The following is a 14,011-nucleotide window of genomic DNA, read 5'->3' as shown; positions in this document are numbered from 1 at the left end:
GTACCTGCCCATCCGCCCGCCCGCCCGGAAAGTTAGGGACCTCGCGCCCGGCGGGCGGGGCCGGGGAACCGCCCGCTTCCGCCGTCGCCGCCCCTCACGGTGACCATCCGCACGCCCGCCACCCGACGACGCTGCCGTGTGGGCCGCCGACGGCTCTGTCGTGCCTTCGCCGTCACAGGGTGGGCGGATCTGCGGGCACACTGGACACATGAGCCGACGGCAGCTTGAGCGGGGCGAGCCCGTCCGGGGGATGGTCGGCGCCGACGGCATCGAGCCGCTGAGCGCCGCCCGGCCCGAGGACGAGGACGACTGCGGCATCCTCCACATCGACATGGACGCCTTCTTCGCCAGCGTCGAGGAGCTGGAGCACCCCGAGGTGCGGGGCAGGCCCGTGATCGTCGGCGGCACCGGCCCCCGGGGCGTCGTCTCGTCCGCCAACTACCTGGCCCGCACCTTCGGCGTGCACTCGGCGATGCCCATGGTGCGCGCGCTGCGCATGTGCCCCGACGCCGTGGTCTTCCCGCCCGACGGCGCCGCCTACCGGCAGGTGTCCGAGGCGGTCATGGACGTGTTCCGCTCGGTCACCCCCGAGGTGGAGCCGCTCTCCCTCGACGAGGCCTTCCTCGACGTCTCCGGGGCGCGCCGGCGCCTGGGCGGGGCGGTGCGCATCGCCGAGCACATCCGCGAGCGGGTCCGCACCGAGCAGCGGCTGACCTGTTCGGTCGGCATCGCCTCCACCAAGTTCGCCGCCAAGCTCGCCTCCACCCGCTGCAAGCCCGACGGGCTGCTGCTGGTGCCCACCCGCAACGTCGCCTCCTTCCTCGAGCCCATGCCGGTCGGCGCGCTGGCCGGGGTGGGGGAGAAGACCGAGCGGTCCCTCGCCCGCCTGGGCCTGCGCACCGTCGGCGACGTCGCCCGTGTACCGCGGGACACGCTCCGCGCCGAGCTCGGCCGGGCCCTGGGCGAGCAGCTCGCCGACCTGTCCCGGGGGAACGACCCCCGGCGCGTGGTGCCGTCCTCCCCGGACAAGAGCATCGGCGCCGAGGAGACCTTCCCCTCCGACGTGGACGACCCCGCGGCGATCCGCCGCGAGCTGCTGCGCCTGTCGGAGAAGACCGCCCGCCGGCTGCGGGCCTCCGGCCAGGTGGGACGCACCGTGGTGGTGAAGCTGCGCCGGGCCGACTTCACCACCGTGACGCGCTCGCGGACCCTGCCCGACCCGACCGACGTCGCGCGGGACATCAGCGCCGTGGCCCGCGAGCTCTACGCCGCCGCCGGGATGGACCGGGTGCGCCTGCGCCTGGTCGGGGTGCGCATCGAAGGGGTCATGCCCGCCTCCGAGGCCCATCACCAGCCCACCCTGGACGAGCCGGAGCGGGGCTGGCGCGATGCCGAGCGGGTGATGGACGCCGTGGCCGAGCGCTTCGGCAACGGCGCGCTGCGGCCGGCCAGCCTCGCCGAACGCCGGGACGACGAGGCGTGACCCGGGGCGGGGGCGAGACGCCGGGGGAGCGGGAAATCGCGCGGAGAAGGGAACGGATCCCGGCACTTTCGCGTCGGACCGTACGTTCAGCCGACACCGGGCGTTGGTCCATGCGACGGCGTCCGATCGGCACCGGGTTGCCGGACGGCACCGGGGGAACAATGGAGGGACACCCGGCGGTCGGTCCGGGCCGGATCGCCCACAGGGCCGGAGGAGCAGCGGAAGCGGGGTGACCGTACCGGTGTGGAGCTTAGACGGTGAGGGTAATGTGACCGATGTGGGACGGCTACAGGCTCAGCGCTTCTTTCCAGTAGGCGCCAAGGCACCGTATTCTGGGCATATCACTGACCAACAGACCGTCGTTCAGTACCCGTCGCCCCAACCGGGGACTGTCTTTGGGAGGCGCCGTGCCGCTCTCTGAACACGAGCAGCGAATGCTCGACCAGATCGAGCAGGCGCTGTATGCCGAGGACCCGAAGTTCGCGAACACCGTTCGACACACGAACCCCGCGGTCCACTACAAGCGCTGGATCATCAAGGCGTCCATCGGCTTCGTCCTGGGGATCGCCGTCCTGATGGGCGGAATGATCCTGCAGCAGCCGGTGGTGGGCGCCCTGGGGTTCCTGATCATGCTCGCCTGCGCCCTGTGGGGGCTGTCGGGCTGGCGCAAGGGCTCCGGCGGTACCGAGGGCGGGGGGAACGCTCCCCAGGCCCAGGCCAAGCAGCCCCGGCAGCAGAAGCCCGGCATGATGAACCGCTTCGAGGAGCGCTGGCGCCGCCGCCAGGAAGGCGACGGCTGACCGTCTTCCACGGCGCCGCCGCCCGGCCGCGGCCGGAACCCGCACCGACGGACCGGACTGCGCAGCCGTAGCTGGACGACGACGCGAGCCGGCGCGCCCCACCCGGGGGGGGCGCGCCTTCTCGCATGTCCGGGCGACGGCACACGGGCGCCCCGCCGCCGAGCACCGCCCCGCCTCGTTGATCTCGGGAAATGCGCCCCTAAGAACGGCCCGGAAGCGTCGTTTCTCCCGAGATCAACGCGGTGCACACCCGCCTGTCCGTGCGGGCTCTATGCCGTGGCCGCCGCCTCCGGCTTGCCGCGTGCGGCTCCGGACTCCATCAGCGAACGGGGCAGCAGCACCGCCCGCGCGCGCGTCCCCCGCCCGCGCGAGCGCCGCATCGCGGCGCTCGCCCTCCTCAGATCGGCCACGAGGGCTCCCGGCGGTGCCGCCGCCGGGGACGGGGCGTAGCGCGCCGCCTCCTCCGCCAGGGCCAGCCTCCGCAGCGCCTCGGCATCCGCCTCCGCCAGGCCGCACTCCTCGCCGAGCCTGCCGGCGGCCGCCCGCGGCGACTCCGCGGGCGTCCAGCGCAGTCCCAGGTCGACCGCGAGCGCGCGCACCTCCCGCCAGGCGGCGGCCGCCGCCTCCGCGGACCCGCCGCCCGCCCGGGCCACCCGCGAGCGCCGCACCACCGTGCGCACCGCCGCCGGGACCAGCAGCAGCACCAGCGCCCCGGCCACCGCACCGGCGGCCGCCGCCGCGGTGCCCGACCACTCGGGCACGCCTGCGCCGCCCTGCGGGTCCTCCGGCTCCGCGGCGCCGCCGGCCTGCGGCTCCTCCTCGTCCTCCGGCTCCTCGGTCTCCTCCGGGGAGTCGGGCTCGGGGGTCTCCTCCTCGGGGCGGTCCGGCGACGGCGCCGCCCCCGGCTCGTCCGGCTCCTCCAGCGCCTCGGGGGCGGCGTAGCCGGGCACCGTCGCCGACCCCTGCCCGCCTCCCGATGAGGGCGTCGGCTCGAACCGCAGCCAGCCCACCCCCTCGAAGTACAGCTCCGGCCAGGCGTGCGCGTCGGACTCACGCACCTCCCACCGGTCCCCGCCCACCTGGCGGCCCGACGTGTACCCGACCGCCACACGGGCCGGGATGTCCAGCGTGCGGGCCATCACCGCCATCGCGGCGGCGAACTGCTCGCAGTAGCCCACCCGGTCCTCGAAGAGGAAGGACGCCAGCGGGTCGCCCCCCTCGGGCACCTCCGGCGGGTCCAGGGAGTAGGTGAACCTGTTCTGGGAGGTGAACCACTCCTGCAGGGCGACCGCCTGGGCCAGCGGCCCCTCGGCCCCCTCGGTCTCCGACGCCGCCAGTTCCGCCACCCGCGGGTCCACACCGCCGGGCACCTCCGTGAACCGGCCGTCGACCCGCGGCGCGGCACCCCGCTCGGCCACCTCGGCCGGGGCGGGCGGGGCCAGGCTGGTGACCGTGTACCGGGCGCCGACGTCCTGGTCCTCGATGCTGTACACCATCAGCGACTCGGGGTCGGCGTACCACTCGCCGCCGATGTCGACGCCCCGCGCCGGGTACGGCAGCGGCAGGAACCCGGCCTCCCGGGGCGCCTGCTCCAGCCGCACCTCCGTGTCGACCTCCCGGGGCGACAGCGCGGTGCTCAGCCCCGGCGGCCGGGGCAGCTCCCCGTCGACCACGGCGCCGTCCTCGGTGTGCACCGGCTCCATCGTCCAGTCGGTGCCGTCGAAGGCGTCCAGCGCGTAGGTGCGCAGGTAGGCGGGGGAGTCCTCGGTGGTGGTGTACTCCAGCACCACCGAGTCCGACCGCGAGGCCAGGTCCCGGCGCAGCGATACCAGCGGGTGCTGGGTGGTGACGACCTCCTGGCCGAACCGGGACGGGTCGGCCAGCCGGTGCACCTGCCCGTCCGCCAGGCCCGGCACCGCCAGCGGCACCAGGAGCGCCAGCACCAGCGCTCCGGCGGCGGCACCGACCCCCGCCACCGTGTGCCCCGCCGCGCCGGCCGCGCGCGAGGGGCCGCCCGCCGCCACGGGCGAACCGGGTGGGCCCTCCCCGCCGCGCAGCAGCCCGTCGGCGGCCAGCAGTGCCACGTACCCCCCGGCGGCCAGGGCGAACGCGCCCGCTCCCACCCCGGAGTCGTCGACGGTCAGCGGGATCGCCGCGAAGGAGGCCACCGGCAGCCCGACCATCGCGGGCGTGCGCGCCACCACGGTGAACAGGTCGGCGATCAGCGCCACCAGGGCGACGCCGACGGCGACGATCAGGGCCATGGCGGGCGTGCCGTCGATCGGCGGCGGGCTGGCGTCGATCTCGGCCCGCCCCTGCGCGAACATCTCGACGGCCCGCTCGATGGTGCCCCCGGTGGGGAACAGCCCCAGGAACGCCTCCCGGGGCGCGGCCAGCGCGCTCAGCGCGAGCACCGCCACCAGCACCTGGGCCGGGGGAGCGGCGGGCGCGGCGCGCGGCACGGCGCGCAGCACCGCACCGGCCAGCGCCATCAGGACGACCACGGTGACCGCGGCCCCGGCCCACCCCGGCCCACTGAACAGCGACGCCAGCAGCGGGAGCGAGCACAGCACCGCGGCGGCGGCCACGAGCGTCAGGACGGCCGCACGCACCCGGGCCCTCATCGGACGCCTCCCGCCGCGGTCGAAAGGGCCGCCCAGGCGGCGGGCAGCTCGTCGAGCGTGCGCACCTGCAGCACCCTCCAGCCGGACCGGGCGAGCGCGGAGGCGGCGTCGGCGGCCCCCGGGGCGTCCGGGGCGCACAGCACCGCCACCCGCTCCCGGTCGCCGCCGACCGCCGCCAGCGCCGCCGCGTCGGCCGCGCCGAGGGCGCCGGCCACCGCGACCAGGGGGCCTCCCCCCGGGTCGGCGCCGGCCAGGGCCCAGGGCCCCGCCGCGTCCGGGGCCGCCTCCGGGGCCAGCGCCAGCGCCTCCACCAGGCGCGCCGCACCGCCGTGGGCCCTGTCGGCCTCGGCGATCCGGCCCGCCCCGGTGACGACCCGCACCCGGCGCCCCCGCGCCTGCAGGTGCACCGCCACGGACGCGGCCGCGCCCACCGCGGTCTCCAGGCCCGGGTCGGAGGCGCCGGCCGCGCGCATGTCCACGAGCACGTCGGCGTCCTCGGCGTGGTGGGCCTCCTCGCGGCGCACCATCAGCGACCCGTGCCGGGCCGTGCTGCGCCAGTGCACCCGCCGCAGGTCGTCGCCGCGCTGGTAGGGCCGGGGGACCGGGTCGTCCTCGCCGCCGGCCGCCATCGACCGCGTCGGGCTGTCGCCCAGCTCGGCGGCCCCGCCGTGCGGCCCGTCCGGCCCCAGCGCCACCACGCGCGGGGTGACCAGCAGCGACTCGGGCCCGCCCAGCGTCCTGCGCACCCGGGCGCACCCCAGCGGGTCGGCCACGGTCACCCGCAGCGGCCCGACCGGGTGCAGACCGCGCCGGGCCGCCTCGACCCGGTAGGCCATGTCGTGCGCGCCGCGCGGGGGGAGCAGCCCGACCCGGAACCGGGGCGCCTCGCCCAGCCCGGGCGCCAGGGCGTCCTCGGCCAGCACCCCGCCGACGGGGCGCACCGCGCTCGCGTTGGCCACCCGGACCATGACCAGCGCCTGGGACCCGGCGGCGACCCGGGGCGGGCGCAGGGTGCGGCTGTGCACCAGCGACCGCCCGACGCCCGCCAGGGACAGCAGCGACAGCAGGGGCAGCGCGAGCAGCAGGACCCCCGCGGCGACGAGCGTGCGCTCGCCGACGAACAGCCCGGCGCCCAGGAGGAGCGCGCCGAACACGAGCAGTCCCGTACCTCGGGCGGTCACGGCGTGCAGGGGGCTCACCTCTCAGCGGGGGCCGGGCGCGGTGGGCCCGGTGTCAGCGGGGACTGGGGATGGGCAGGCGCGCCACCAGGTCGGCGACGACCTGCTCGGCGGTGCGGCGCTCCACCCGCGCCTCGGGCGCCAGCAGCAGCCGGTGGGCCAGCACCGGCACCGCCAGGGCCTGCACGTCGTCGGGCACGACGTAGCCGCGGCCCTCCAGGGCGGCGTAGGCCCGCGCCGCCCGCACCAGGTGCAGGGTGGCGCGCGGGGAGGCGCCCAGCCGCAGGGCGGGGGAGGTGCGGGTGGCGCCCACCAGGTCCACCACGTACCGGCGCACTCCGGGGGCGACGTGCACCGTGCGCACCTGCTCCACCATCGACCGCACCTCGGCCACCGACGCGGCCGGGGCGAGCCGCTCCAGCGGCTCGTCGGCCCCGTGCATGTCGATCATGTCCAGCTCGGCCTGGGGGGCGGGGTAGCCGACCGCGATGCGCGCCATGAACCGGTCGCGCTGGGCCTCGGGCAGCGGGTAGGTGCCCTCCATGTCGCCCGGGTTCTGGGTGGCCACCACCATGAAGGGCCGCTCCAGAGGGCGCGGGGTTCCGTCCACGCTGACCTGCATCTCCTCCATGCACTCCAGCAGCGCCGACTGGGTCTTGGGGGAGGCGCGGTTGATCTCGTCGCCGAGCACGATGTTAGCGAAGACCGGGCCGGGGTTGAACTCGAACTCGCCGGTCTCCTGGTGGTAGACGCTGACGCCGGTGATGTCGCCGGGCAGCAGGTCCGGGGTGAACTGGACGCGCTGGACCGAGCAGTCCACCGCCCTGCCCAGCGCCTTGGCCAGCATGGTCTTGCCGACCCCGGGCACGTCCTCGATCAGCAGGTGCCCCTCGGCCAGCAGGACGGTCAGCGCCATCCGCACGACCTCGGGCTTGCCTTCGATCACCGACGCGACCGCCTGGCGGATGCGGGCCGCGGCCTCCGGAAGCGGGCCGGCCGCCCCCGGCGCCGGGCGGCCCCGGCCGTTGTGGTGGGTGCCGAGTGACACGTGTCCCCTTCCCGGTGGAGCGGCCGTCGGATACGCGCGCGCCCGGGGGGAGAGGAGGGCGCCGCGGAATTGAGGCTAGAAGGAAAAGGGAGGAAAGCAAACCTAAACGGGTCGATCCGCCGGCGGCCCGGCCGGCCCCAGGCGGAGGGTGATCCGCGCCGCCCCACCGCGCCCTCCCCACGCCCCCCACTCCGCCCCACCCGCCCTGACCTGCGTGTTTGTGGGCCGAAATGCCGTCGAAGCGGGATTGGAACTGTTGACGGTGGGGAAGAGTGGAGTACAGTGGGGCATCGTGGAGGAGGAGACTGCTCCACCGGGGCTTGGGAGGTGGGGCCGGTGTTCCTCGGCACGCACTCCCTGCGCCTCGATGAGAAGGGGCGGCTGTTCCTTCCGGCGAAGTACCGCGACGAACTGTCGGGGGGACTGGTGATCACGAAGGGCCAGGAGCGCTGCCTCTACGCCTTTCCCGTGGACGAGTTCCAGCGGGTCACCGAGAACCTCCGGACGGCGCCCGTCACCGCCAAGGCGGTGCGCGACTACAGCCGCGTCCTGTTCGCCAGCGCGTCCGACGAGGTCCCCGACAAGCAGGGACGGATCACCGTCCCGCCCGCCCTGCGCAAATACGCGGGGCTGGAGCGGGAGTGCGTCGTCATCGGGGCCAACACGCGCCTGGAGATCTGGGGCGCCGGCGCCTGGGCCGACTACGAGGCCGAGCAGGAGCAGGCGTTCGCGGAACTCTCCGAGGAGGTGTTGCCGGGGGTGCTGTGAGCAGCGGCGCCCGATCCCGATCTCACCACGGCCCCGCCTGGACCCCCGGCCTTCAGATGCGGACCGGTGCCAGCTGACGTGACTTCCCCGGCGCCAGGTGGCCCCCGCGTCTGAAGGCCCGTCCGGGCGCGGGCGGACGGGGGGACCGCCGCGGGCGGTACGCACGACGCAGGGGGAGCTGTGCTGATGGGGGACACCGACGCCGGGACGGGCGCCGGAGAGGACGGGCGCGCCGCGCACGTGCCGGTGATGCTGGAGCGCATCGCCGAGCTGCTGCGCCCGGCGCTGGAGGAGCCCGGCGCCGTCGTCGTCGACGGCACCCTGGGCCTGGGCGGGCACGCCGAGGCCCTGCTCGCCGCGCACCCGGGCCTGCGCCTGGTCGGCATCGACCGGGACACCACCGCCCTGGACCGCAGCCGCGCCCGCCTGGCCCCCTACGCCGACCGGGTGGAGTTCGCCCACGCCGAGTACGACGCCCTGCCCCGGGTCCTCGACGGCCTGGGCATCCCCGAGGCCCAGGCGGTCCTGCTCGACCTGGGCGTGTCCTCCCCCCAGCTGGACGAGGCCGGCCGCGGCTTCGCCTACTCCTACGACGCCCCCCTGGACATGCGGATGGACCGCACCCAGGGGCTCACCGCCGAGGAGGTCGTCAACGGCTACCCGGCCGCCGACCTCACCCGGATCCTGCGCGACTACGGCGAGGAGCGGTTCGCCGGGCGCATCGCCCAGGCGATCGTCCGCGAGCGCGCCGCCGCCCCCATCACCTCCACGCGCCGCCTGGCCGACCTCGTCCGCGAGTCGATCCCGGCGGCCACCCGCCGCACCGGCGGCAACCCCGCCAAGCGCACCTTCCAGGCGCTGCGCATCGAGGTCAACGGCGAGCTGTCGATCCTGGAGCGCGCGCTCCCGGCCGCGATCGACCGCCTGGCCGTGGGCGGGCGCATCGCCGTGCTGTCCTACCACTCCCTCGAAGACCGCATGACCAAGCGGGCGCTCGCGGCGCGGGCCAAGGACACCACGCCGCCCGACCTGCCGGTCCCCCTTCCCGACCGGCAGCCCGAGCTGCGCCTGCTGACCCGGGGCGGCGAGACCCCCGACGAGCAGGAGAGCGAGCGCAACCCCCGGGCCGCCTCGGCGCGCCTGAGGGCCGCCGAGCGGACGCGCCGGCGCTGAGCGGGCGCCGCCAGGACCGGTAGAGGGAGGGCAGGAGATGACCACGACCACCCGGGGCGCCACCCGCGGCGGGAGCGCGCCCGCAGGCGGCGCGCGCACCGGCCGTGCCGCCGCACCGACGCGCACCCGCCCGGCGGAGCGCGGGCAGGCCCCGCGCACCACCGGCACCGCCCGCGCGCCCCGCCGCCCGGCCGCACCGGCGCGCGCCCCGCGCATGCCGTTCGTGCTGCTGGTGCTGGGGCTGCTGGCCGGAGCGCTGATCAGCCTCCTGGCGCTGCGCACCGTGCTGGTGGAGGACTCCTTCACCATCGCGCGGCTGCAGGCCGAGAACAGCGAGCTGATCAACCGCCAGGAGAGCCTCCAGGAGGAGGTCGTCCACCTGGAGTCGCCCGAGCGGATCGCCCGCGAGGCCGAGGGCATGGGCATGGAGCAGGGCGAGGCCCCCGGCTTCCTCTACACCGACGAGGGCCGCGTCAGCGGCGAGGGCGGCGAGGGCTCCGGCGGGGCCTCCGGGGACGGCCGATGACGCCCGCCGCGCCCCGGGCGGGCGCGGCGCACGCACACCGGGGGCGCGGCCGCGCCGCGCTCCGGAGACACCGACACCGGGGACACGGAGAGGACGGCAGGTGAGAGCGAGTCGACGCCGCAGAGGCGGCAGAGGCGGAGCGGAGGGCCGCCGGTGAGCCCGTCCCGTGACGGGCGCCCCCGCGACCCGCGGCGGCCCGCGCGCGGCCCCGCGCCGCGCGGAGGGCGCCCCGACCGCCCCCGCGGCGCGGCCGCCCGCCCCCGCCGCCCCGCCGGCCAGGAGCCCCCGCGCCGCCGCCCCGCGACCCGGTCCCGGCCGGGCGGCGGCCCACCGCCCCCCTCGCCGCTGCTGCGGCGCCGGTTCCGCCGCGGCGACCCGCAGCGGCGGCTGCGCATCGCGGTGATGATCATGGCCGTGGTGATGGTGCTCTTCACCGGCCGCCTGGTCTACATCCAGGGCATCAACGCCGCCACCTACGCCGAGCAGGCCGCCGGGTCGCGCATGGCCACCATCGACATCCCCACCACCCGGGGCGCCATCACCGACGCCGACGGCTCCCCCTTCGCCCTGTCGGTGGAGGTGCGCACCGTCTTCGTCGACCCCGAGGAGATCCGCGACGACGAGCGCGACAAGGTCGTCTCCGAGCTGTCCTCCCGGTTCGACCTGGACCCCGACGAGGTGGCCGAGAAGGTCGACGCCGCCCCCGAGCGGTACAAGGTGGTCAAGCGCGAGGTGCCCCCGGACGACTGGGAGGACCTGTCCGAGCTGGGCCTGCAGGGGGTCGGCGCGCAGAAGGACTACAAGCGCGTCTACCCGGAGGAGTCCGGCGCCGCCGACCTGGTCGGGTTCGTCGGCTCCGACGGCGCCGGGCTGGAGGGGATGGAGGCCGTGCTGGACTCCACCCTGGCCGGGCGGCCGGGCAAGCAGCAGGTGGAGATGGGCGCCACCGGCACCCAGATCCCCATGGCCGGCGGGTACGCCCGGGAGCCGGTGCCCGGCAAGGACGTGCGGCTCACCCTCGACCAGGACGTGCAGTGGTACGCCCAGCAGGCGCTGGCCGAGCGCGCCGAGAAGCTCGGCGCCCAGGGCGGCAGCATCATCGCGATGCGCCCCACCGGCGAGATCGTGGCCATGGCCGACTACCCCACCTACGATCCCTCCGACATCGCCGACACCGACCCCGAGAACCGGAAGAACGGGGCGGTCTCGGAGGTGTTCGAGCCCGGCAGCACCAACAAGGTGATCACCGCCGCGGCGGCGCTGGAGGAGGGCAAGACCAGCCCGGAGACCGTGTACACGGTGCCCTACTCCATGGAGGTCTACGACCGCACGTTCAAGGACTCCCACGTGCACGACACCGAGCGGATGACGCTCAACGGCATCATCGCCCAGTCGTCCAACGTGGGCACCATCAAGGTGGCCCAGCAGCTCGGCGCCCAGGGGCTCTACGACTACCTGGGCAAGTTCGGGTTCGGCCGCCCGACCGGGCTGGACCTGCCCGGGGAGGAGTCCGGGGTGCTCAAGCACCCGGACGACTGGTGGGGCACCCAGCTGGCGTCGATCTCCTTCGGGCAGGGGCTGTCGGTGACCGCGGTGCAGATGGCCAGCGTGTACGCCACCATCGCCAACGACGGCGTGCGGGTGGAGCCCAGCCTGGTGGCGGGCACCGTCGACGCCGACGGGGAGTTCCAGCCCTCCGACGAGCCCCGCAAGGAGCGGGTGGTCAGCAAGGAGACCGCCGACGAGCTGAAGCTGATGCTGGAGGCCGTCACCGGGGACCAGGGCACCGCCACGCAGGCGCGGATCGACGGCTACCGGGTGGCGGGCAAGACCGGCACCGCCAACCGGGTCGACCCGGAGACCGGGCGGTACGAGAGCGGCAGCTACACGTCGATGTTCGTGGGCTTCGCGCCCGCCGACGACCCGGAGCTCATCGTCCAGGTGGTGCTGCACAACCCGCAGAAGGAGTACTACGGGGGCGAGGCCGCCGGGCCGCTGTTCCGGGACGTGATGTCGTTCGGGCTGAAGTCGCTGAAGATCCCGCCGTCGGAGACCGAGCCGCCCAACATCAAGCTGTTCGAGGACGAGTAGCGGCGCGGTGCCCGCCGGCCGGCGGCGGGCTCGGGGCCGGGGTCGGCCCTGGGCCCGTGGCGGGGCGGCCGCGTGCGTGTCCGGGGGAGGCCGGCCCCGTCGAGGCCCGCGTGGGCCCTGCTTGCGCGGGCCCGTGGTGGGCCTCCTCCGGAGCGGTCCCGGGGGCGTCCGCGGCGGCGCCGCGCGGTGGATTATCCGTGGGCCCCGGACAGCCGATAGCCTCTCGGCGTGCCACCTGTGATGCGACCCGACCACAAGCAGCTCCGCCCGCTCTCCGAGCTGGCCCGCCTCCTCGGCCCCGACGCGTTCGTCACCTGCGTCGACCAGGGCCTGGACGAGGAGGCCGCCGACCCCGGCGCGACGGTGATCACCGGGATCACCCACGATTCGCGCGCCGTGCGCCCCGGCGACCTCTACGCGGCCCTGCCGGGGACGCAGGTGCACGGGGCCGACTTCGCCGCCCAGGCGGCGGAGGCCGGCGCCGCCGCGATCCTCACCGACCCGGACGGCTACGACCGGGCGGCCGCCACCCGGCTGCCCGTGGTGACCGTGGCCGACCCGCGGTCGGTGCTGGGGGAGGTCTCCGCCTGGGTGTACGGCCACCCGGCCGACCGGATGCTGCTCATCGGCACCACCGGCACCAGCGGCAAGACCAGCGTCAGCTACCTGCTGGAGTCGGGGCTGCGCGCCGCGGGGGAGAAGCCGGGGCTGATCGGCACCGTGGAGATGCGGGTGGGCGGCGAGCGCGTCGAGTCCGCGCTGACCACGCCGGAGGCCACCGACCTGCACGGGCTGTTCGCGGCGATGCTGGAGCAGGACGTCGCGGCGACCGCCATGGAGGTCTCCAGCCACGCGCTGGCCCTGGGCCGGGTCGGCGGCACCACCTTCGACGTGGCGATCTTCACCAACCTGTCCCAGGACCACCTGGACTTCCACAGCGACCTGCGCGAGTACTTCGAGACCAAGGCGAAGCTGTTCACCCCGGGCTTCGCCAAGGTCGCCGTGGTCAACCGGGACGACCGGTTCGGGCGCGCCCTGGTGGACATGGTCGCCGCGGGTGGCGAGGTGCCGGTGACCACGTTCTCCTCGGAGGGGGACCCCGAGGCCGACTGGCGGGCGGTGGACGTGCGCCTGGGCTCGCGGGGCAGCACCTTCCGCGTGGTGGGCCCCGGCGGCGTGGAGCTGGAGGCGTCGGTGGGCCTGCCCGGGCCGTTCAACGTCTCCAACGCGATGGCGGCCATCGTCGGCCTGGTGGAGGCGGGGGTGCCGGTGCACACCGCGATCGAGGGCGTGGCGGCCGCGGCGGGCGTCCCGGGGCGCATGCAGCGCGTCGAGGCGGGCCAGGACTTCACCGCGATGGTGGACTACTCGCACAAGCCGGGCGCGATCGAGGCGGTGCTGGGGTCCCTGCGGGAGGTCACCGAGGGGCGGCTGACCATCGTGGTGGGCTGCGGCGGCGACCGCGACCGCTCCAAACGCCCGCTGATGGGCGAGGCGGCGGCGCGGCTGGCCGACGCGGTGGTGCTCACCGACGACAACCCGCGCAGCGAGGACCCGCTGGTGATCATCGGGTCGATGCTGGAGGGCGTGGCCAAGGTCGCGCGCGGGGAGCGGGCGCGCGTCACGGTCGAGCCGGACCGGGCCGAGGCGATCGCCCTCGCGGTCGACCGGGCGGGCCCCGGCGACGTGCTGGTCGTGGCGGGCAAGGGCCACGAGCGGGGCCAGAAGGTCCTCGACGAGGTGCTCCCCTTCGACGACACCCAGGTCCTGGAGGAGGCCATCCGCCACCGCCTGGCCAGGGAAAAGGACTGAGGTCGGCGGCCCTTGCCGCAGCGCTGTCGAGCGGCTGGGCTGGTACCCCACTCACGGACCCCGGCCGGGCGGCGGGCCGCCGGAGTGTCGGGTGGGAGGGCGGCGACGACGAAGGTCGGCGGCCCTCGGCGCAGCGTCGTCGGCCGTCCGGCGTGCGGGTGGTCGCCGTGATGGGCGGCGACGGCGACAGCCGTGCGGTTCCCCGGCCCTGCGTGCCGTCCGTCTGGTCGCTCGCGGTCCGGGTTGGCGGGCGGCTGGGCTGGTACCCCACTCACGGACCCTGGCCGGGCGGCGGGCCGCCGGAGTGTCGGGTGGGAGGGCGGCGACGACGAATGTCTGCGGCCCATGCCGCAGCGCCGTCGGCCGTCCGGCGTGCGGATCGTCGCTGGAAAGGGCGGCAATGGAGTGAGCGGGGCGGTTCCCGGGCGCTGCCTGCCGGGCGGTGGGCCCTCTCGGTCCGGGCAGTGGCGCGACCGGGTGGGCGAATGGCCAAGCGCGCTCGTGGCGC

General features: G+C 75.9%; 10 protein-coding genes. 7 read left to right on the top strand and 3 right to left on the bottom strand.

Going from position 1 to position 14,011, the window contains the following annotated elements; genetic code table 11:
- Positions 1-250: 250 nt before the first annotated feature.
- Together O4J56_RS30320 and O4J56_RS30315 are read left to right on the top strand one after the other, a co-directional pair.
- A complete protein-coding gene (locus tag O4J56_RS30320) occupies positions 251-1,483 on the top strand; it encodes a DNA polymerase IV (RefSeq protein ID WP_270690552.1) in 1,233 nt (410 codons plus the stop codon).
- A 407-nt stretch (positions 1,484-1,890) separates the two neighbouring features.
- Positions 1,891-2,283, top strand: coding sequence for a DUF3040 domain-containing protein (locus O4J56_RS30315; protein WP_270690550.1), 393 nt, complete (start codon positions 1,891-1,893; stop codon positions 2,281-2,283).
- 269 nt (positions 2,284-2,552) lie between these two features.
- On the opposite strand, the gene O4J56_RS30310 is transcribed toward O4J56_RS30315, so the two are convergent.
- The 3 genes from O4J56_RS30310 to O4J56_RS30300 are packed head-to-tail and all read right to left on the bottom strand — an operon-like array spanning position 2,553 to position 7,133.
- Positions 2,553-4,895 (bottom strand): transglutaminase family protein, encoded by a 2,343-nt coding sequence (locus O4J56_RS30310; RefSeq protein ID WP_270690549.1) that lies wholly within the window; start codon positions 4,893-4,895, stop codon positions 2,553-2,555.
- 8 nt (positions 4,896-4,903) lie between these two features.
- Positions 4,904-6,088, bottom strand: a complete 1,185-nt coding sequence (locus tag O4J56_RS30305) for a DUF58 domain-containing protein (RefSeq protein ID WP_270690548.1) — start codon at positions 6,086-6,088, stop codon at positions 4,904-4,906.
- A gap of 52 nt (positions 6,089-6,140) precedes the next feature.
- On the bottom strand, positions 6,141-7,133 hold the full coding sequence (locus O4J56_RS30300) for an AAA family ATPase (RefSeq protein ID WP_270690547.1): 993 nt from the start codon (positions 7,131-7,133) through the stop codon (positions 6,141-6,143).
- 336 nt (positions 7,134-7,469) lie between these two features.
- Here O4J56_RS30300 and mraZ point away from each other — a divergent pair, with 336 nt between their 5' ends.
- The 5 genes from mraZ to O4J56_RS30275 all read left to right on the top strand — a co-directional run bounded on the left by mraZ (position 7,470) and on the right by O4J56_RS30275 (position 13,503).
- Complete coding sequence (gene mraZ / locus O4J56_RS30295; protein ID WP_270690546.1) at positions 7,470-7,901, top strand: division/cell wall cluster transcriptional repressor MraZ; 432 nt, start codon at positions 7,470-7,472, stop codon at positions 7,899-7,901.
- A gap of 186 nt (positions 7,902-8,087) precedes the next feature.
- Positions 8,088-9,074: a 16S rRNA (cytosine(1402)-N(4))-methyltransferase RsmH gene (gene rsmH / locus O4J56_RS30290; RefSeq protein WP_270690545.1), complete on the top strand. Its 987-nt coding sequence runs from the start codon at positions 8,088-8,090 to the stop codon at positions 9,072-9,074.
- 37 nt (positions 9,075-9,111) lie between these two features.
- Positions 9,112-9,600 (top strand): FtsB/FtsL family cell division protein, encoded by a 489-nt coding sequence (locus O4J56_RS30285; protein WP_270690544.1) that lies wholly within the window; start codon positions 9,112-9,114, stop codon positions 9,598-9,600.
- A 153-nt stretch (positions 9,601-9,753) separates the two neighbouring features.
- Complete coding sequence (locus O4J56_RS30280; protein WP_270690543.1) at positions 9,754-11,691, top strand: peptidoglycan D,D-transpeptidase FtsI family protein; 1,938 nt, start codon at positions 9,754-9,756, stop codon at positions 11,689-11,691.
- A gap of 240 nt (positions 11,692-11,931) precedes the next feature.
- Positions 11,932-13,503: a UDP-N-acetylmuramoyl-L-alanyl-D-glutamate--2,6-diaminopimelate ligase gene (locus O4J56_RS30275; RefSeq protein WP_270690551.1), complete on the top strand. Its 1,572-nt coding sequence runs from the start codon at positions 11,932-11,934 to the stop codon at positions 13,501-13,503.
- Positions 13,504-14,011: the final 508 nt, after the last annotated feature.

The sequence above is a fragment of the Nocardiopsis endophytica genome (assembly GCF_027706725.1).
In the GTDB taxonomy this organism is placed as follows: Bacteria; Actinomycetota; Actinomycetes; order Streptosporangiales; family Streptosporangiaceae; genus Nocardiopsis_A; species Nocardiopsis_A endophytica.
This window is presented reverse-complemented; position numbering and strand designations above follow the sequence as displayed.